The organism is Rhodovulum steppense, assembly GCF_004339675.1.
In the GTDB taxonomy this organism is placed as follows: Bacteria; Pseudomonadota; Alphaproteobacteria; order Rhodobacterales; family Rhodobacteraceae; genus Rhodovulum; species Rhodovulum steppense.
Genome location: NZ_SLVM01000002.1, coordinates 1 through 19,122, shown reverse-complemented (window position 1 = coordinate 19,122; position 19,122 = coordinate 1). Strand labels below are relative to the sequence as shown.

The 19,122-nt window shown below is 68.0% G+C and carries 15 protein-coding genes, 1 tRNA gene and 2 pseudogenes; 11 read left to right on the top strand and 7 right to left on the bottom strand.

What is annotated here, in order from left to right:
• Positions 1 to 78: 78 nt before the first annotated feature.
• The gene (locus EV216_RS01255; protein ID WP_132693246.1) at positions 79 to 1,314 is read right to left on the bottom strand and encodes a lytic murein transglycosylase; all 1,236 of its coding nucleotides are present in this window, start codon (positions 1,312 to 1,314) and stop codon (positions 79 to 81) included.
• 152 nt (positions 1,315 to 1,466) lie between these two features.
• Here EV216_RS01255 and EV216_RS01250 point away from each other — a divergent pair, with 152 nt between their 5' ends.
• The 5 genes and pseudogenes from EV216_RS01250 to EV216_RS01230 all read left to right on the top strand — a co-directional run bounded on the left by EV216_RS01250 (position 1,467) and on the right by EV216_RS01230 (position 10,546).
• Complete coding sequence (locus EV216_RS01250; RefSeq protein ID WP_132693245.1) at positions 1,467 to 3,317, top strand: sensor histidine kinase; 1,851 nt, start codon at positions 1,467 to 1,469, stop codon at positions 3,315 to 3,317.
• Positions 3,314 to 4,663, top strand: a complete 1,350-nt coding sequence (locus tag EV216_RS01245; RefSeq protein WP_132693244.1) for a sigma-54-dependent transcriptional regulator — start codon at positions 3,314 to 3,316, stop codon at positions 4,661 to 4,663. The genes EV216_RS01250 and EV216_RS01245 overlap by 4 nt, the downstream gene beginning before the upstream one ends.
• 210 nt (positions 4,664 to 4,873) lie before the next feature.
• On the top strand, positions 4,874 to 5,836 hold the full coding sequence (locus tag EV216_RS01240) for a TAXI family TRAP transporter solute-binding subunit (RefSeq protein WP_341539350.1): 963 nt from the start codon (positions 4,874 to 4,876) through the stop codon (positions 5,834 to 5,836).
• A gap of 168 nt (positions 5,837 to 6,004) precedes the next feature.
• A pseudogene (locus tag EV216_RS01235) lies at positions 6,005 to 8,169 on the top strand (TRAP transporter permease).
• An 82-nt stretch (positions 8,170 to 8,251) separates the two neighbouring features.
• Positions 8,252 to 10,546 (top strand): Tex family protein, encoded by a 2,295-nt coding sequence (locus EV216_RS01230; RefSeq protein ID WP_132693242.1) that lies wholly within the window; start codon positions 8,252 to 8,254, stop codon positions 10,544 to 10,546.
• Here the strand turns inward: EV216_RS01230 and EV216_RS01225 are convergent, their stop codons facing one another.
• From EV216_RS01225 to EV216_RS01215, 3 genes are all read right to left on the bottom strand, one after another.
• Positions 10,547 to 11,878, bottom strand: a complete 1,332-nt coding sequence (locus EV216_RS01225; RefSeq protein ID WP_132693241.1) for a TRAP transporter large permease — start codon at positions 11,876 to 11,878, stop codon at positions 10,547 to 10,549. It lies immediately after the preceding gene.
• Positions 11,871 to 12,353, bottom strand: a complete 483-nt coding sequence (locus tag EV216_RS01220) for a TRAP transporter small permease (RefSeq protein WP_132693240.1) — start codon at positions 12,351 to 12,353, stop codon at positions 11,871 to 11,873. The genes EV216_RS01225 and EV216_RS01220 overlap by 8 nt, the downstream gene beginning before the upstream one ends.
• Positions 12,354 to 12,419: 66 nt before the next feature.
• A complete protein-coding gene (locus EV216_RS01215) occupies positions 12,420 to 13,424 on the bottom strand; it encodes a DctP family TRAP transporter solute-binding subunit (RefSeq protein WP_132693239.1) in 1,005 nt (334 codons plus the stop codon).
• 174 nt (positions 13,425 to 13,598) lie between these two features.
• Here EV216_RS01215 and EV216_RS01210 point away from each other — a divergent pair, with 174 nt between their 5' ends.
• From EV216_RS01210 to EV216_RS01200, 3 genes are all read left to right on the top strand, one after another.
• Positions 13,599 to 14,411, top strand: coding sequence for an NAD(+)--dinitrogen-reductase ADP-D-ribosyltransferase (locus tag EV216_RS01210; protein WP_132693238.1), 813 nt, complete (start codon positions 13,599 to 13,601; stop codon positions 14,409 to 14,411).
• Positions 14,404 to 15,300 (top strand): ADP-ribosyl-[dinitrogen reductase] hydrolase, encoded by an 897-nt coding sequence (gene draG, locus EV216_RS01205; RefSeq protein WP_132693237.1) that lies wholly within the window; start codon positions 14,404 to 14,406, stop codon positions 15,298 to 15,300. Before EV216_RS01210 ends, draG begins: the two co-directional genes overlap by 8 nt.
• A 641-nt stretch (positions 15,301 to 15,941) precedes the next feature.
• Positions 15,942 to 16,018, top strand: a tRNA-Pro gene (locus EV216_RS01200).
• Positions 16,019 to 16,170: 152 nt separating this feature from the next.
• Here the strand turns inward: EV216_RS01200 and EV216_RS01195 are convergent.
• Positions 16,171 to 16,443: a hypothetical protein gene (locus EV216_RS01195; RefSeq protein ID WP_165899108.1), complete on the bottom strand. Its 273-nt coding sequence runs from the start codon at positions 16,441 to 16,443 to the stop codon at positions 16,171 to 16,173.
• 34 nt (positions 16,444 to 16,477) lie between these two features.
• Here EV216_RS01195 and EV216_RS01190 point away from each other — a divergent pair, with 34 nt between their 5' ends.
• A complete protein-coding gene (locus tag EV216_RS01190; RefSeq protein ID WP_165899107.1) occupies positions 16,478 to 17,200 on the top strand; it encodes an AAA family ATPase in 723 nt (240 codons plus the stop codon).
• 6 nt (positions 17,201 to 17,206) lie between these two features.
• Here the strand turns inward: EV216_RS01190 and EV216_RS01185 are convergent.
• A pseudogene (locus tag EV216_RS01185) lies at positions 17,207 to 17,657 on the bottom strand (ATP-binding protein); the annotation flags it as partial.
• A 246-nt stretch (positions 17,658 to 17,903) separates the two neighbouring features.
• Here EV216_RS01185 and EV216_RS01180 point away from each other — a divergent pair.
• Both EV216_RS01180 and EV216_RS01175 read left to right on the top strand, forming a co-directional pair.
• Positions 17,904 to 18,182 carry an SH3 domain-containing protein gene (locus tag EV216_RS01180; protein WP_132693234.1) on the top strand — a complete coding sequence of 93 codons (279 nt, stop codon included), beginning with the start codon at positions 17,904 to 17,906 and terminating at the stop codon, positions 18,180 to 18,182.
• A gap of 199 nt (positions 18,183 to 18,381) precedes the next feature.
• Positions 18,382 to 18,627 (top strand): hypothetical protein, encoded by a 246-nt coding sequence (locus EV216_RS01175; protein WP_165899106.1) that lies wholly within the window; start codon positions 18,382 to 18,384, stop codon positions 18,625 to 18,627.
• A gap of 317 nt (positions 18,628 to 18,944) precedes the next feature.
• Here the strand turns inward: EV216_RS01175 and EV216_RS01170 are convergent.
• The coding region (locus tag EV216_RS01170) for an integrase core domain-containing protein (protein WP_165899105.1) at positions 18,945 to 19,122 on the bottom strand (178 nt) is incomplete at its 5' end.

The window sequence follows — 19,122 nt, the reverse complement described above, 5'->3', positions numbered from 1 at the left end:
TCGGCAAGTGGCCCAGATCTATAGCAACCGTAGTGCAGAGAGCAACCTATCCAAGCCGCTAGGGTTGACAAGCTGCGATCAGCGCAGACGCTGCAACAGCTCTGCCGAGGGCTGTCCGGTGACGGGCAGGCCTACCCGTTTCTGATAGCTGCGGATCGCGGCCTCGGTGCGGGCGCCGATCACCCCGTCAGCGCCGCCGACGTCGAACCCCGCCGCGGTCAGACGGCGCTGCAACTCCTTGCGGTCGTCCAGCGTCAGGCCATTGGCATCCGGCGGAAAGCGTCCCCGGATCGGCGGCCGCCCCAGCAGCCGGTCGGACAGATGGCCGACCCCGATCGCGTAGTTCTGCGCGTTGTTGTAGCGCAGGATCACGTCGAAGTTACGAAACACCGCAAAAGCCGGGCCACCCGGCCCCGCAGGCACCAGAATCGCCGTCGGCCCATGATCGGGCAGCGGGCGGCCGTTCATGTCCCGCACCCCCATCGCCGACCAGGCGCCCGCCTCGCGCCGGTTGCCCCGACCCGCGCGCGCGGTGTCGAAACCGGGCGGCAATTGCACCTCCATCCCCCAGGGCCGCCCCGCCTGCCAGCCCGACCGGCCCAGATAGGCCGCCGCCGAGGCCAGCGCGTCGGTGGGATCGTCCGACCAGATATCGGCCCGCCCGTCTCCGTCGAAATCCACCGCATAGGCCAGATACGAGGTGGGGATGAACTGGGTATGCCCCATCGCGCCCGCCCAGCTCCCGGTCATCCGCTCGGCGGTCACGTCGCCGCGTTGCAGGATCCGCAGCGCCGCGATCAGTTGCTGCTCGAAGAACGCCCCGCGCCGCCCGTCGAAGGCCAGCGTCGAGGTCGAGGCGACGACCGGGATATCCCCCCGCCGCTCGCCATACATGCTTTCCAGCCCCCAGATCGCCGTCACCACTTCGGGCGGCACGCCATGGCGCGCCTCGATGGTCCGCAGCACCGCCTGCCGCCGCGCAAGCTGGGCGCGACCCTTGGCGATGCGCTCGTCCGAGGCGGCGATCGCCAGATAGTCCTCCAGCGTGCGGGTGAACTCGGTCTGGCTGCGGTCGCGCTCGACCACATCGGGCAGGAACCCCGCGGTCCTCAGCGCGCGGTCCAGCGTGGCGGACGCAATGCCCTGCGCGGCGGCACGCTGGCGGAACCCGACCAGCCAGGCGTCATAGGCCGGATTCGCCACCGGCCGCGCCGTCGCGCGGCTGGCGGGCGGCGGGCTGCCGACCCCGCCCGAACAGGCCGCCAGCGCCGAGATCCCAAGCCATGCCGTCAGACTGCGTCGCGTGATCCTCATCGGTTCCTCCCTTGTCGGCCCGTGACCTGCATAAGCGATCCGCACCGCCCCGGCAAAGCCCGACCGCCGCCCCGGCGGGCGGGTTTGCCCGCGTCAGTCCGGCATGCTAGCGTCGCGCGGTCTTGGACAGCGAGAAAGGGACCGGGACCGACATGCCCGAACGGATCGCCGCAGCGACGGCCCGCGGCAAGCGCGCCGCGCAGGGGGCGCTTGCGCTTTTCGGGCTGCTGGTCGTGCTGCTGGCCGGGGTCTTCGTGCATGCCCAGGCCCAGCGCGTCTTTCTGGACGATACCGCGCGGCGGGGCGATACCACGCTGCGGCTGGCGGTCTCGACGCTCACCGCGCAGCTCGACCGGTTCCAGCGTCTGCCCCGGCTGGTCGCCGAACAGCCGGTGATCCGCGCGCTGGCCGCCCATCCCCATGATCCCGCCCGCATCGCCGCCGCGAACCTGACGCTGCGCCATATCGCGGTGACGCTGGGCGCGTCGGACATCTATTTCATGGACCCGGGCGGGATCACCCGCGCGGCGTCGAATTTCGATCAGCCGACCTCCTTCATCGGCGGCAATTTCGCCTTCCGCCCCTATTTCACGCAGGCGCTGGCGGGCGGCGAGGGGCGGTTCTTCGCGCTGGGCACGACCTCGGGCAAGCGCGGCTATTATTTCGGCGCACCGGTGCGGGTGGATGACCGGATCGCGGGGGTGATGGTCGTCAAGATCGACCTCGACGCGATCGAGGACACCTGGCGCGGCGGCGATGACGAGGTGTTGGTCACCGATCCCGAGAACATCATCTTCCTGTCCTCGCGGCCCGACTGGCTGTTCCGCCCCTATGTCCGGCCGGATGCCGATGCGGCGGCCCGCACCCGGGCGACCCGGCGCTATGCCGACCTCGCGATCACGGGCGCGCCGCTGCTCACCGGCCTGCCTGGCCCGGACGGGCTGGCCCGGCCCGGGACAGGCGGCGCGATGCTGGCGCTGTCCGAACGGATGGAGACGGCGGGCTGGAAGGTGACCGTCCTTCTGGACACCGCCCTGGCCAGTCGCCAGGCCATCGTCTTCACGCTGGCGGTCATGCTGGCGCTGGGGCTTCTGATGGCGCTTGCCGCCGCGCTCTGGCAGCGGCGGGCGCGGCTGCGCGACCGCCTCGCCATGCAGGCCGCCGCCCGGGCCGAGCTTGAGCGCCGCGTAGCCGCGCGCACCGCCGAACTGGCCGCCCTGAACGCCCGGCTGGGCGCCGAGGTGGCCGAACGCGCCGCCGCCGAGGCCAACCTGCGCCAGGCCCAGGCCGACCTGATCCAGGCGGCCAAGCTGGCGGCGCTGGGCCAGATGTCGGCGGCGCTCAGCCACGAGTTCAACCAGCCGCTGGCCGCCGTGCGCAACTATGCCGAGACCCTGCCGACGCTGGTGGAGCGCGGCCGCACCGACGAGGCGCGGCGCAATGCCGGGCGCATCCTCGCCCTGGTCGACCGGATGGCGGCGCTGGGCCGCGACCTGCGCAACTTCGCCCGCACGCCCGAACGCGGCGTGGGTCGGGCCTCGCTGCCCGAGGTGATCCGCGCGGCCTCCGAGATCGCGGGCCCGCGCCTGCGCGCGGCGGGCGCGGATCTGGCCGTGACGCTTGCCCCCGACCTGCCCGCGGTGGCCGGCGGCCCGCTCCGGCTGGAACAGGTGCTGGTCAATGTCATCACCAATGCCGCGGATGCGGTCGACGGGCGGGCCGACCGCCGCATCCTGCTGACCGCAGAACCGACGGCAACGGGCGCCCGCATCCGGGTCCGCGATTTCGGCCCCGGCGTGCCGGACGCGCTGCGCGAACGCATCTTCGATCCGTTCTTCACCACCAAGGGCGTCGGTCGCGGGCTGGGGCTGGGGCTGTCGATCTCCTACAACATCGTCAAGGATTTCGGCGGCGAACTGACGCTGGTCGATCCCGAAGGCGGCGGCGCCGAGTTCCGGATCGACCTGCGGCGCGCCGCGGACGAAGGGATACAGGCGGCGTGAGCGGGGCGCGCGTTCTTCTGGTCGATGACGAGCCCGACCTGCGCACCTCGACCGCGCAGGCGCTGGATCTCGAAGGCTTTGCCGTGCAGGAACTGGCCGAGGCGGGCCGCGTGCTGGATCTGGTCAGCTTCGGCTTTCCCGGCGTCGTCGTGACCGACATCCGGATGCCCGGCATGGACGGGCTGACGCTGATGAACCGCATCCACGAGATCGACCGCGACATTCCCGTGATCCTCGTGACCGGCCATGGCGATGTGCAGCTTGCCGTCCGGGCCATGCGCGACGGCGCCTATGATTTCGTGGAAAAGCCCTTTTCCGCCTCGCAACTGGCCGAGATCGTGGCCCGCGCCGCCGATTACCGGCGGCTGGTGGTCGAGAACCGCGTGCTGCGCGCCGCGGCCGGTCAGGCCGACGACCTCGAGGCGCGGCTGGTCGGCCGTTCGACCGCGATGATCGACCTGCGGCGGCGGATCCGGACCATCGGCCCGTCCGAGGCGGATGTGCTCGTCATCGGCGAGACCGGCACCGGCAAGGATCTCGTCGCCCGTGCGCTGCACGATCTGTCGCCGCGCGCGCAACGCCCCTTTGTCGCCATTGACTGCGCCGCGCTGCCGCCCGCCCTGATCGAAAGCGAGCTGTTCGGCCATGAGGCGGGCGCCTTTGCAGGGGCGTTGCGGCCGCGGGTGGGCAAGCTGGAACATGCCCGCGGCGGCACGGTGCTGCTGGACGACATCGCCTCGATGCCGATCGAGACGCAGGGGACGCTGTTGCATGTGATCGAGCGGCGCGAGATCACGCGGCTCGGCTCGAACGAGGCGGTGCCGCTCGATCTGCGCTTCATGGCGACCAGCCGGATGCCGCTGGAGGAGGAGGTGGCCGCGGGCCGGTTCCGGGCCGATCTGCTTTACCGGCTGAACGTGGTCACGCTGACCGTGCCGCCGCTGGCCGCGCGGCCCGAGGATGTGGCGCCGCTGTTCCTGCGGCTGGTGGCCGAGGCCGCGCAACGCCACCGGGTCGAGCCGCCCGCCCCGCCGCCCGCGCTGGTCGCGGCGGTGGCGGCGCGCGACTGGCCGGGAAATGTCCGCGAACTCAGGAACGCCGCCGACCGCTATGCGCTGGGGCTGGGCATCGCCGAGATGCCGGGCGAGGCCGAGCCGCCCTCGCGCCTGGCCGCCCGCGTCGCGGCCTTCGAAAAGCGCGAGATCGAGGCCGCGCTGGCGGCCCACAAGGGCGCGATCCGGCCGGTCTACGAGGCGCTGGGCCTGTCGCGCAAGACGCTGTGGGAGAAGATGCAGAAGCACGGCATCGACAAGACCGCCTTCGGCGCCGCGGACGAGGACGAGTAAACGGATGGGGGGAATTCCCCCCATGCCCCGGCGGCCGATGTTACGAAATCCACACATTTCGCGCCGCGTGCGGCGGTTTTCTTCCCCCGATCGCATCTGCAAGGTTGCACAGCGGCGCCCGTCGCCCCCTGATATGCCGCGTGCTCCGGCGGGGCGGCTGCCTGCCGCGCCGGAATCGCCAACCAGGTTCATGGGAGGACCCCAATGTTGATGACCCGTATCGCGGCCCTTGCGGTCGCCGCCACGCTTGCCCTGCCCGCCGCCGCCGAGGATCGTGCGGGATGGCCCAACAGCCTGACCATCGGCACCGCCAGCCAGGGCGGCACCTATTTCGTCTATGGCAACGGCTTTGCCAGCTTCATCTCCGAGCAACTCGGCGTGAACGCCACGGGCGAGGTGACCGGCGGCCCGGTGCAGAACGTGACGCTGGTGGAAACCGGCGACCACCTGATGGGCCTTGTGACCATGGGCCCGGCCTATGACGCCTGGATGGGCAAGTCGGAACTGGCGCCGGGGCTGGAACACCGCTCGATCCGCGCGCTGTTCCCGATGTACCAGACGCCGTTCCAGGTCGTCGCGCTGCGCTCGTCGGGCATCACCTCGGTTTCGGATCTGGACGGCAAGCGCGTTTCGGTCGGCCCGGCGGGCGGCACGCCCGGTACCTACTGGCCGCTTTTCATGGAGGCGCTCGGCGTGAATGCCCGCGTCTCGAATGCCGGTGCCGCGGATGCCGCGGGCCAGCTTCAGGACGGTCTGATCGACGCCTTCGCCTTTGCCGCGGGCGTGCCGATCTCGGCCTTCGCGGAACTCGCGGCCAGCCAGGACGTGGTGATGTTCGGCTTCAACGAGGAAGAGATGCCGAAGGTCCTCGAGGCGTTCCCGGCCATGGCGCCCCTGACGATCCCGGCGGGCACCTATGCGGGCCATGACTACGACCAGCCCACCGTCGCGCTGTGGAACTTCGCCGTCGCGCATTCGGACATGCCCGATAGCCTGGCCTACGAGATCACCAAGCTGGCGATGGAAAACCATGACCGCATGCTGCAGATCCATGCCGCGGCCAGCGAGACGCTGATCGAGAACTGGGACAAGAACACCTTCATGCCGTTCCATCCCGGCGCCGTGCGCTTCTACGAGGAAGCGGGCATCGAGATTCCCGACAATCTGAAGTAAGCTGACCCGGTCCCGCGCCCGCCTTGCAAGGGCGGGCGCGGGCCTGGGAGTTGTGCTCCGGTCCGCGCGCGATGCGGGCCGGACGTCTCGTGCAAAGAACACCAGAGGCGCGGACCACCTGACCCGGTCGGGTCGGCAACCGCTCCAGCCGACCGAGGGGGGAAGGCCATGCAATCCAATCCGACGGCCGCCGCGGCGGACGAGGCGGGGCCCGATATCGCAAGGGGCGTCGACGCCGAAACCTATGCGTCGAACCAGCGGCGCCCCGGATACCTGCTCGGTCGATTGCTGGCGCTGATCTGCGCGGGCTACACGATCTTCCATGTCGGCGTGCTTTACCTCTACCCGCTGGAGCCCTGGGTCTACCGGCTGATCCATGTCGGCGGCGGGCTGGCCATCGGCTTCCTGCTGTTCTCGACCGCCACCTTCGGCGAGGATCCCGGGCCGCGTGGGCTGAACCGGCTGCGCCTTGCCCTGATCGCACCGGGGGCCGCGGCGATTGCGGCGGCCTTCCTTCAGGCGGTGGGCTTTCATTTCGGCATCGGCGTCGTCGATCAGGCGGCGGCGCGCGATGCGATGGTGCTGTCCTTCGGCTGGCCGCTGCTGCTGGGATCGATCTGGCTGGTGGGGCTGGGCTGGTTCATGCCCGACCGCAGCCGCGAGCGGCTGGACCTTGCGGATGTCTTCCTGGCCGTCGCCGCGATCACGGTTGCGCTTTACATCATCCACCACGCACCCTTCCTGCGGCTGCGCGCGGGCACCGCGCTGGCCAAGCAGGCGGACATGTTCGCCGCCGCGGCGGGCGTTCTGCTGATCCTCGAACTGACGCGGCGGCTGGCCGGGCTGGCGCTGGTGGTGATCGCGGGGATCTTCGTGATCTATGCCTTTGTCGGGCCATGGCTGCCCGGCATCCTGGAACATCGCGGCTATTCGGCGACGCGCTTCTTCACCTATGTCTATACCGACCAGGGCATCCTCGGCCCGACCACGGCGATTTCCTCGACCTACATCATCCTGTTCGTGACCTTCGCCGCCTTCCTACAGGCCAGCCGCGTGGGCGAGTATTTCGTCAATTTCGCCTTTGCCGCCGCCGGGCATCTGCGCGGCGGACCGGCCAAGGTGGCGGTGTTCGGCTCGGGCCTGATGGGCATGATCAACGGCACCTCGGCGGGCAACGTGGTGGCCACCGGGTCGCTGACCATCCCGCTGATGAAGAAGGTGGGCTACAAGCCCCAGACCGCCGGCGCGATCGAGGCCGCGGGCAGATCCTGCCGCCGATCATGGGGGCGGGCGCCTTCATCATGTCCGAGATCACGGGCATCGCCTATACCGAGATCGTGATCGCGGCGATCATCCCCGCGCTGCTCTACTTTGCCTGCGTGCTGTTCAATGTCGATCTGGCCGCGCGCAAATACGGCATGAAGGGCCTGCCGCGCGAGGAATTGCCGCGCTTCGACGTGCTGGCGCGCAAGGCGTTCCTGTTCCTGCCGATCATCATCCTGATCGCCACGCTGTTCGCGGGCTATTCGGTCATCCGGGCGGGCGTCTGGGCGATGGCGGCGGCCACGGTGGTCAGCTGGCTGACGCCGTATCGTATGGGGCCGGTCGCGATCCTGCGCGCCTTCGAGCTGGCCGCCAAGATGAGCCTGCAACTGATCGCGGTCTGCGCGGCAGCGGGCATCATCGTGGGGGTGATCGCGCTGACCGGCATCGGCACGCGGTTCTCGGGGCTGCTGCTGGGGCTGGCCGGGCAAAGCCAGCTTGTCGCGCTGTTCTTCGCGATGATCGTGGCGATCATCCTCGGCATGGGGATGCCGACAACGGCGGCCTATGCGGTGGCGGCCTCGGTCATCGCGCCGGGGCTGGTGCAGATGGGCATCCAGCCGCTGCTGGCGCATTTCTTCATCTTCTACTTCGCGGTGATGTCGGCGATCACGCCACCCGTGGCGCTGGCCGCCTATGCGGGGGCGGCCATCGCGCAATCCGACCCGATGAAGACCAGCGTCGAGGCGTTCAAGTTCGGGCTGGCGGCCTTTGTCGTGCCGTTCATGATCTTCGCCTCGCCCGCCCTGCTGATGCAGGGGCACTGGACCGAGGTCGTGCATGTCACCGCCTCGGCCGCCTTCGGGGTGTTCCTGCTGTCGGCGGCGGTGCAGGGCTGGTTCATGGGCACGCTGAACCCGGCATTGCGCCTGTTCGTTGGCGCCGCGGCGCTTGCGATGATCGACGGCGGCTGGCTGACCGATGGCATCGGGCTTGGCGCGGCGCTGATCGTCTGGCTGCTTCAGCGTCGGCAGGTCGCCGCCCGCGACGTCGCCCGCGGCGCGGACTGAGCGGGCAGGGCGCGGGCTGCCGCTTGGCGCGGCCCGCGCCCTCCGCTAGGAAGGCCGTCCAACCGCAGACAAGGATCTTGCCGTGACGACCGCCCAGGACCGCATCACCCGTACCATCGCCACCGAGATCGCCGCCGCGCCCGCACAGGTTCAGGCCGCGGTCCAGTTGCTGGACGGCGGCGCGACCGTGCCCTTCGTGGCGCGCTACCGCAAGGAGGTGACCGGCGGGCTGGACGATACCCAGTTGCGCCTGCTGGCCGACCGGCTGGCCTATCTGCGCGAGATGGAGGCGCGGCGCGAAACGATCCTGAATTCGATCCGCGAGCAGGGCAAGCTGACCGACGGGCTGGCCCGCGCCATCGCCGGGGCCGAGACCAAGGCCACGCTCGAAGACATCTACCTGCCCTTCAAGCCCAAGCGCCGCACCAAGGCGATGATCGCCCGCGAGAACGGGCTGGAGCCGCTGCTGCGCGCGATCATGGACGACCGCGGCGCGGCGCCCGAGACGCTGGCCGCGGGCTATCTGTCGGATGCCGTGCCCGACACCAAGGCCGCGCTGGCGGGCGCACGCGACATCCTGGCCGAGCAACTGGCCGAGAATGCGGATCTTCTGGGTCGGCTGCGCGCCTTCATGCAGGACGAGGCGTTCATCGCCGCCCGCGTCGTGCCCGGCAAGGAGGAGGCGGGCGCCAAGTTCTCGGATTATTTCGACCATCGCGAGAAATGGGCCACGATCCCCGCGCACCGGGCGCTGGCGATCCTGCGCGCCTCGAAGGAAGAGGTCGTGACCATCGAGATCGCCCCCGATCCCGAAACCGGCACGCCCCGCGCCATCGGCATGGTCGCCGCCGAGATCGGGATCGCGGGCGACGGCCCGGGCGATGCCTGGCTGCGCGAGGCGGCGGGCTGGACCTGGCGGGTCAAGCTGGGCCTGACGATGTATATGGACCTTCTGGGCGAATTGCGCCGCCGCGCCCATGAGGAGGCCATCGCGGTCTTTGCCCGCAACCTGCGCGACCTGCTGCTGGCCGCGCCTGCGGGGGCGCGCCCGACGCTGGGGCTGGACCCCGGCATCCGCACCGGCGTCAAGGCCGCGGTGGTGGACGCCACCGGCAAGCTGGTCGAGACGGCGACGCTTTATCCCTTTCAGCCCAGGAACGACCTGCGCGGGGCCATGGCGACGGTGCTGGAACTGGTCCGCCGCCATGGCGTCGAGCTGATCGCCATCGGCAACGGCACCGCCAGCCGCGAGACCGAGCGTTTCGTGGCCGAGGCGCTGCGCCTTCTGCCCGACGCCGGGCCGCGCCCGGTCAAGGTGGTGGTGTCCGAGGCGGGCGCGTCCGTCTATTCCGCCTCGGAACTGGCGGCGCGCGAATTTCCCGATCTGGACGTGTCCTTGCGCGGCGCCGTGTCCATCGCCCGGCGGCTTCAGGATCCGCTGGCCGAACTGGTCAAGATCGAGCCGAAATCCATCGGCGTCGGCCAGTATCAGCATGACGTGGACCAGCGCCGCCTTGCCCAGACGCTGGAGGCGGTGGTCGAGGACGCGGTGAACGCCGTGGGGGTGGATCTGAACACCGCCTCGGCGCCGCTGCTGGCCCATGTCGCGGGGCTGGGTCCGTCGCTGGCGCAGGCCATCGTCGCGCATCGCGATGCCCATGGCGCCTTCCCGTCCCGCAAGGCGCTCCTGAAGGTCGGCGGGCTGGGGCCGAAGGCGTTCGAACAGGCGGCGGGGTTTTTGCGCATCCGCGACGGGGCCGAACCGCTGGATGCCTCCTCGGTCCACCCCGAAGCCTATGGCGTGGCACGCCGGATCGTCGCCGCCTGCGGCCGCGATCTGCGTCAGATCATGGGCAACGGCGCCGCGCTCAAGGGCCTGAAACCCGAGCAGTTCGTGGATGACCGCTTCGGCCTGCCCACGGTGCGCGATATCCTTGCCGAACTGGAAAAGCCCGGCCGCGACCCGCGCCCCGAATTCCGCACCGCCGCCTTTGCCGACGGGGTCGAGGACATCAAGGATCTGAAACCCGGCATGATGCTGGAAGGCACCGTGACCAACGTGGCCGCCTTCGGCGCCTTCGTCGATATCGGCGTGCATCAGGACGGGCTGGTGCATGTCAGCCAGTTGGCCGACCGCTTCGTGCGTGACCCGCACGAGGTCGTCAAGGCGGGCGATGTGGTCAAGGTGCGCGTGGTCGAGATCGACATTCCCCGCAAGCGCATCGGCCTGTCGATGCGCAAGGATGCCGCCGCCGCCGACCCGCGCCCCGCCAGCCCCGCGCGCCCCAGGGGCACGGGCAAGCCGCGCGCGCCCGAATCTTCCGGCCGGGGCGCGTTGGGCGATGCGCTCAGGGCGGCGATGACGCGCAAGGAGTGATCAGCGCAGCATCCCCAGCAACGTCAGCGACAATGCGGGCAGGGCGGCGATCGCCGCCAGCCCCAGAAGGCTTGCGATCAGGAAGGGCAGCGCGCCCCGCGCGATGCGCTCGATCGACAGGCGCGTGACATTGGCCGCGACGTAAAGGTTGATGCCCACCGGCGGCGTGAACAGCCCGATGGCCAGGTTCACCATGACCACCACCCCGAACCAGACCGGATCCCAGCCCATTTCCCGCATCACCGGCAGGAAGATCGGCAGCGAGATGAACATCACCGTCACCGGGTCCATGAACATCCCCGCCACCAGCAGCACGACCATGATGACCAGCAGGATCACCCATTCATTGCCGCTCAGACCCAGCAGCGCGCCGGAATAGCTGCCGATCAGATCCTCGACATTGACCACCCAGCCGAACAGCCCCGCATAGGCCACCACCAGCATCACCACCGCAGAGGACGCGGCCGCATTGGCCAGCGCCTCGTAAAGCCCGCGCAAGGTCAGCGAGCGATAGGCCAACGCGCCGACGCCCAGCGCATAGACGGTCGCGACCAGCGCCGCCTCGGTGGGGGTGAAGATGCCCGAATAGATCCCGCCAAGGATCACCAGCGGCGTCAGAAGGCCCCAGAACGCCTCGCGAAAGGACAGCCACAGCCGCCGACCATAGGGCAGCGCGGCATGCGGCATCGGGCTCAGCGCGTCCAGCGCGGGGCTTGTCGCAGGCCCCTCGCGCCGGGCGAAGGGAAGGGTGGCCAGCATCATCAGCCCCATGAACAGGCCGGGGATGATCGCCGCGATGAACAGTTGCGAGATCGAGGTTTCCGCGATCACGCCATAGATCACCAGCCCGATCGAGGGCGGAATCACGATGGACAGCGCCGCGCCGGTGCAGACCAGCCCCGCCGCATAGGCGCGGGAATAGCCGTCCTCCTCCATCCCCTTGACGATCATCGGCCCGATGGCCGCGACCGAGGCCGGACCGGATCCGCTGACCGCGCCCCAGAACAGGCAGACCACCGTGCCCACAACCCCCATGCCGCCGGGGGTGGACCCGATCAGCACGCGGAAGAAGCGGATCATGCGCTCGGCAATCCCCGTCGTGCCCATCAGCGTGCCCGCAAGGATGAAGAACGGAATCGCCAGAAGCGAGAACTTGGTGACGCCCGCCGCGATCAGGTCGCCCGCAAGCTCCAGCCCGAATCCGATCTGCCACATCGCATGGATCGCCGACAGGCCCAGCGCAAAGGCCACCGGCACGCGCAGCGCCATCAGCAGGAAGAACAGGATCACCATCCCGGTGCCCGCGCCGAGGCCGGGGAACAGATCAGGCATCGGATCCCCCGTCGCCCGTGCCGCGCAGCACTGTCCATGCGTGTTGCAGATAGCGGATCAGGATCAGCGCAAAGCCGAACGGCACCGCCGCCTGGTAATACCACGCGGGCAGGCCCAGCGCGTAGGAGCGGATGCCGCTGGACAACTGGTTGGTCAGGGTCTGCCACGAGAACCAGGCCGACAGCGCCAGCAGCAGCACGGACAGCGCGGCGGCCAGCACGAAAAGCGGCTTGCGCAAGGCGCGCGGCAGCAGGTCATGGACCAGCGTCACCGACAGATGCTCGCCCCGCCGCGCGGCGATGGCGGCGCCGAACACGGTCAGCAGCAGGAAGCCGTTGGTCAGCAATTCCTCGGTGGCGGCCAGCGAGTAGTTCGTGCCGTAGCGCACCACCACATTGGCAAAGCCGATGGCGGTCATGCCCAGGAACAGGACCGCGCAGACGATCTTTTCCGCCTCGTCGAGAAGGAAACGCATCGGGCTTTCCCGCTATGGCGAACGAAGGGCAGGCCCGCGCCGGGCGGACCTGCGCCGTTTCATCGGTTACTGCGCTTCCGCGATGGCCGCGCGGAACGCCTCGACGATCTCGGGGCCGACCTTGGCCGCCCAGGTGTCAAAGGCCGGCTGCGTCGCCTCTCGGAAGGCGGCCAACTGCTCGGGGCTCAGCTCGGTGACCTCCATCCCCTTCTCGCGCAGGAAGTCGATGCCGCTGGCGGTGCCGTCGCGGGTGATCTGGCGCTGGTATTCCATCGCCTCGATGGCGGCGGTCCGCAGCTTGTCCTGCATCCCGGCATCATAGCTGTCCCACTTGGCCTTCGAGATGCCAAGGAAGATCGGGTCATAGGAATAATGCCAGGTCGTCAGGTATTTCTGCATCTCGTAGACCTGCTGCGGGATGATGACCGCGCCGATCGGGTTTTCCTGCCCGTCGACCACGCCCTGTTGCAGCGCGGTCAGCGTTTCCGACCATTGCATCTGCTGCGGATTGGCGCCCAGCGCGTTCATCACGTCGATATACATCGGCCCCGCGACGCGCATGTTCAGCCCCTTCATGTCGTCGGGGCTGGTGATCGGGCGGGTGTTGTTTGTGATCTCGCGAAAGCCGTTCTCGCCCCAGGCCAGCACGACGATGCCCTTTTCCAGAAGGATGTCGGCCATCATCTGGCCGGGCGCGCCCTGCGTGGTCGCGTCGACCTCGTCATAGGAGGAATAGAGATAGGGCAGCGAGAACACCGCCATTTCGGGCACCAGCGGCGTGACGTTGATCGCCGAGGTCAGCACCAGGTCCAGCGCGCCGCGGCCGATCATCTCGGCCTGCTTCATCTGGTCGCCGCCCGAAAGCTGGGCATTGGGGAAGACCCGCACCGAGATGTCGCCGCCGGTCGCCTCGGAGATCAGTTCGCCGAACTTCTCGGCGCCCTTGTGCCAGGTGGTGGTGTCGCCGACATTGTGCGACAGCCGCAGCGTCTCGGCCGAGGCCGTGCCCAGCATCATCGCGCCCGCCACCAGGGCGGCGAACGCGCCCCTGCCCAGAGTGATCGCCTTCATGGAACTCCTCCGTCTTGTCCGTTCGCCCTTGCCGGGCGGATTCTGCGGGGCACGCCACGCCGCCCCGTGGCCGGTATCAAGACCAGATGCGCGGCCCGGGTACAAGGCGCGATGCGCCCGGAGCGGTGCCGATGGGGCTTTCCCGCCCGGCCGCGATGACGCATCCTGCCCACGATGACGGATGCGGGACAACGCGGCCTTGGCCATTCGACCAATCTGGTGGGGCGCCCCCCGGACTGGCTGGCAAGCTGCGCTTTCAACGAAGCGCCCGCGCCCCTGCATATCTGGGGCGTGCGCGAGATGAACTCCAGCCTGTTCGCCATGCTGGACCAGGCCGAAACCCCGGCCGAGGCGGGCGGCGCGTTCCTGGCCTACATGACCGCGATGTTCGGCCTTGATGACGAACAGCGCGACGAGGGGTCGGGCAAGCGGCGGTTCCGGTCCTCGTTCCTGCGGCTGATCCAGGGCTGGAGCTTTGACAGCAACGGCCCCGAGGGCGCGGTTCTGAAAGGCTGGGTCGAAAGCCGCTTCGGGGTCTGCCCGTCCTTTCACAAGGGCATCATCGCGCAGGTCTCGGACCCCGCATGGGCAGGCTATGTCGAGGAAAAGATGGCCAGCGGCTTTCACAACAACGCGATCTGGGTGCAGCTCGACCTGCTGTTCGAGTTCTGCCAATGGGCGATCGCGCGCTTCGCCTTTCCGGGCCAGACCCATCTGACGCTGTTTCGCGGGGTGAACGGATTTGACGAACACCGGATCGTCGAGCGGATCGACAGGCGCGCGGCGGTGGTCCGGCTGAACAACCTGGTGTCGTTCACCACCGACCGCAGCGTGGCCGACTGTTTCGGCGACCGCATCCTGACCGCGCAGGTGCCGCTGGCCAAGGTGCTGTTCTTCAACGGCCTTCTGCCCGCCACCCTGCCGCGCGGCGAGGCCGAGGTGCTGGCGCTGGGCGGCGAATACCGGGTGAGGGTGGATTATGTCTGAACGGTTCCGCCCGGATGTCGAGGACCGCGCGCTGGCGGCCTATCTGGGGCTTGCCATCGGCGATGCGCTGGGCGCCACGGTAGAATTCATGACCGCACGCGAGATCGCCGCGCAGCATGGCGTGCACCGCGAGATCACGGGCGGCGGCTGGCTGAAGCTGGCGCCGGGGCAGGTGACCGATGACACCGAGATGGCGCTGGCGCTGGGCCGGTCGCTGTTGCGCGCGGGCAGGTTCGACGCGCGCGATCTGTGCGAGGAATTTGCCGCCTGGCTTGCCACCGGCCCCGCCGATGTCGGCAATACCTGCCGCCGCGGCATCCGGCGTTTCATGCGCAATGGGACCGTCAAGGGCGGCTTTGCCGAGGGCGATGCGGGCAACGGGGCCGCGATGCGGGTGCTGCCCGTCGCGCTGGCAACTCTGGACGACCCGTCCCGGGCCGAGGACTGGACACTGGCGCAAGCGCGCACGACCCATCACCATCCATTGTCTGACGCGGCCTGCCTGGCGCTTGTGCGCATGGTCCATGCGCTGCTGGACGGACAGGGGCGCGAAGCCGTGCGCGCCGAGGCCGAAGCGCTGGTCGGCCGCCACCGCGCGTTTCGTTTTGCGCCCTATCTCGGCCAATCATCGCCCTTCATCGTCGATACGATTCAGACGGTTATGCACCACTACCTTGGCGCGGAATCCTTCGAGGACGCCCTTGTCGCAACCGTCAACGAAGGCGGCGATGCCGATACCACCGGGGCGATCGCGGGCATGCTGGCAGGTGCCACCTGGGGGATGGCGGCGATCCCCGCGCGCTGGCTGACCGTGCTGGACCCCGGAACGAATATCGCGATCCGCGCGCAGGTGCCGGGGCTTCTGGCGCTGGCGCGCAGGGACGCCTAGCAGATGTGCTGCGCGCACCGGGTTCGGTCACCGGCCGACAGATTACCGCGTCCGGGATCGCCGTCACCACCTTGACCGCGTCCATGTCGCCGAGGCGCCGTGTGCGTGGGAAGCTGGAGGATCTCCTCCCTGTCAGAGCACGGCTTGTGCCGGGCCATGCGGTTCTGCGCCACGCCGACATGGATCAGGCCCGTGCTCGGCGCTGAAGGCAGGAACCACAACAGATGGCACGGCGGCACCCAAGGCCGGCTCCGCAGACGGAACACCCTGATTTTGCAGACTGCCGGGGAAGGTGGCATCAAGGCCGGGCGGCGAGGAGTTCCTCCAGACCCGGGGTGCCTTTTGATCGATATGGGCGATCAGGGCATCCACAGCGATGCGCGGCCCGCGGCATCTCCTGTATCGCAACGGGTCCGATCGCTTCGTCGGAATTGCGGATCGGCGCGGTCGGCCTGTCCGGACGCAGACCGAAACGCCGTATGCACGGTACGTCTCCAGAATCCGTGCAGTTCGTCTCGCATGCCGTCGAGAATCGAACCCTTGGACCCGCCCGACCCCGGTCGCAGCTCGGAATCCGTCCCGCCCCGTCAGGATTGGCCCTTGCCAAAGCGAGAGTCGCGCGCTACTCCGCGTGCCACGGTCGGAGTGTAGCTCAGCCTGGTAGAGCACTGTCTTCGGGAGGCAGGGGCCGGAGGTTCGAATCCTCTCACTCCGACCAGTTTTCACTTATATATTAATGCCTTATGGCGCTCAGCTCTGAGGCTCGTGCGTCTCTCCGGGCATCGGGCAGCACATGGGCAACACGTTGAGTAGGGTTTGGCAGAATCGAACCCGCCGAGGGGCGAGGTCGTCGACAACCAATCGCTGCCCCTAAATCTTCCGTAAATCCCCACCCTTCACCCTCTTCCGTGCTTCTTTGGCGCCCCGCGACGTAATGAGCACCCAAGCGGCGAAGGCTTTTCGGTCGTTGTTTGGCGCTGACCGCAGCGCTTTTATGCTCTGATCCGCCAATTCAGTGTAGAATTGGGCCTGCTCCTTGGTTGGTCTGACCATCGGATCGTAGTCCGCCATGTGGCGGGCATCTTGGAGCTGGACAAACGCGTCTGCAAAATCGTGGATGCGCGGAGCGAGCAAGTCGTACATCGTCACCTATCGGCCAGCCGGGGCTGGCCGTTCCGTGAATACGAAGCGCCTCAAGATCGGCACGCCCGAGACGGTCACAAATGTGAAGGAAGCGCGGCGCTGGGCAAGGTCGCGGCCGACGGCGACCCGATCGCCGAGCGCAAGGAAGAGCGGCGGCGCGCCGTTCCTCTTGAGTGGCGGCGCGGCGAGTCTCCTGGAATCTGAATCCGCGAAGGCCGTGGCCGAGGCCCTCCGGGCCGCCGCGGAGAAGGATGGGCCGCCGGCCCTGATCGTGCTCGACACGCTGGCGCGCAACTTCGGCCCCGGCGACGAAAACAGCACGGCGGATATGAACCGCTTCGTGCAGACCGTCGATGCCATGCGCGGCGCCTACCCCGGCTGCACCGTGATCGTGGTTCATCACACCGGGCACGGGGACAAGAGCCGGACGCGGGGCTCGGCGGTGCTCCGGGCGGCGCTGGACGCCGAGTACCGGGTAGAGATGAAGGCTGGAATCGTCACCGTGACCAACACCAAGATGAAGGAGGCGCCGCCGCCAAGGCCGTTCTGTTTCGAGATTCAGCCGATCGTGGTGGGGCCAGGAAAGGAGGGGCAGCCGATCGGCAGCGCCGTGCTCGTGGAGGTCAAGGGACAGCCCCGGACGCAATCGCCCAACCTGACACCCAACGAAAGCCTCGGATTGAAGGCGTTCCACGCGGCCAGGGAACGGGCCGGCGGTTCGGCCGTGGCGGATGCTCCGGTGCCCCTCGAAGCTTGACGGGTGGAGTTCTACGGATTGCACACGGGCGACAATGACGAGGCGATGCTCGATGGCCTGGACGCCGAGGGTCACGCCGGAGGCGTGCTTTCAGCACGACCGCGACATGGCTTTTCCCGGTTCCGGGGCCGCCGATCAGCACCACGTTCTCGGCCGCGTCCATGAACTCGCACCGATGGAGTTGACGCACGAGGGCTTCATTGACCTCGCTGGCGGCGAAGTCGAAGCCTGACAGGTCCTTGTAGGCCGGGAAGCGCGCGGCCTTCATGTGATACGCGATCGAGCGCACCTCGCGTTCGGCCATTTCAGCCTTGAGCAGCTGCGACAGTATCGGCATCGCGGCTTCGAACGCCGGGGCGCCTTGCTCCATGAGGTCATGCACGGCCTGCGCCATGCCCGGCATCTTCAGGCTGCGCAGCATGATGACAATGGCGGCTCCAGCGGGGTCATGACGCATGGCGTGTTCCTCCCCGCAGCCCGTCATAGCGTGCGACATTGGCCTCAGGTTACGGACCGTCGAAGGTCAGGCAACGCCGCAACGCGGCTCCTCCGAAGCGGCCGCTCAAGCAGGCTGCCGCGAGAGGTTGGGGGTGCCATTTTCGCGGAGGTGGCTTTGCCGCGCTGACTATCCGCGTCCGTTTTCTGCCGACTGTCATTTGGCGTGATGATGTCGTACGGATGGCGAAACGATTCAGGACAGATAATGCGTACTCATCTTGCGGCTCTGCTCGCCCTCTTGATCGCCACCGGATGCACGGTCGGCACTGGTGCAGTAGTCAAAGGTGCCGGGCCAGATGATCTCCTGAAGCTTCGCGAAGGCCCGGGCCTCAACCACAAAATCATAATCGGCCTGCCTGACGGAACGCGCCTTACCCGTCAGAACTGCGTGACAAACAATGGCAAGGTCTGGTGCAGGGTCTTCCTCACTGACAAGCCCAGTATCTCGGGTTACGTTTCGGCGGATTATCTAGCGCATCGCTGACAGCGCTATCAGCCCTTAGCGGCCTTGGCCCTCAGTGCCCAGTTCCTCTGAGCGAGCGCTCGAGCGTGGCACAGCGAGGGGACGGGTCAGTCACAATAGCTTTCGTGCAAACGTCCGCAACTGTGCTGCCATGGCCCTTGAGCAAGGCATGACATCTGCTCATAGTCGCTTTGACGTGGGCTCGTGAGGATTTGCGATGATGGGCGAATCGACGGTTGCCTTGATCGGTGGCGTGCTGGTGTTTTGCCTGGCGCTATGGCTTTACATCTTGCTCCCAGCCTCGATGGCCACCGACCGGGGGCGATCAGCGGTTGGCTGGGTATGCCTGACGCTCATCTTTTCGCCATTTCTGACGATCATAGCCCTCCTGGTTTTAGGGCCGACCGTCGAAACTACCCTTGCAAGGTTTCGGGAGGAGGAAAGCGCGAAGCGAATGCACCAGTAGTGCCTTCGGACGTGGTGAAGCTAGAACCGGCCCTCAGCCGCCCTTGCCTTGACATCGATATGCCGCGGCGCGGCCCTTCAGAGCTGCCGTTCGCTGCGTCTGCGAAGCAGGGCATCCGGCGTAACCATGCGGCGCGGGATCACGCGGATATCCGACAGAACCCATCAGATGTCGCATTCCAGCCCTTCGTGCATCTCGCAGTATCTTCGAGGAGCGGATGACGGCAGAGCGGGACGAACCGGACCAAAGCAAATACGGCGTTACGACGCGTCCTCGTGGATGTTGCATCGTGGTCTTGCCCCCGTTTCACCGGACACTCAGGCGGTTGCGGTTTGAGCTGCGATGACCTCGCGGGGCGAGCGCATTTTCAGCCCTGAGTGCGGGTGGTTTTCGTTGTAGTCCTCGATCCAGCCTCCGATCAATCCGAGAACGGTCTGTGCATCCGGCAACGGCGTCACCTGGACGTAGTCGCGCTTCAGCGTTTTCACGAAAGCC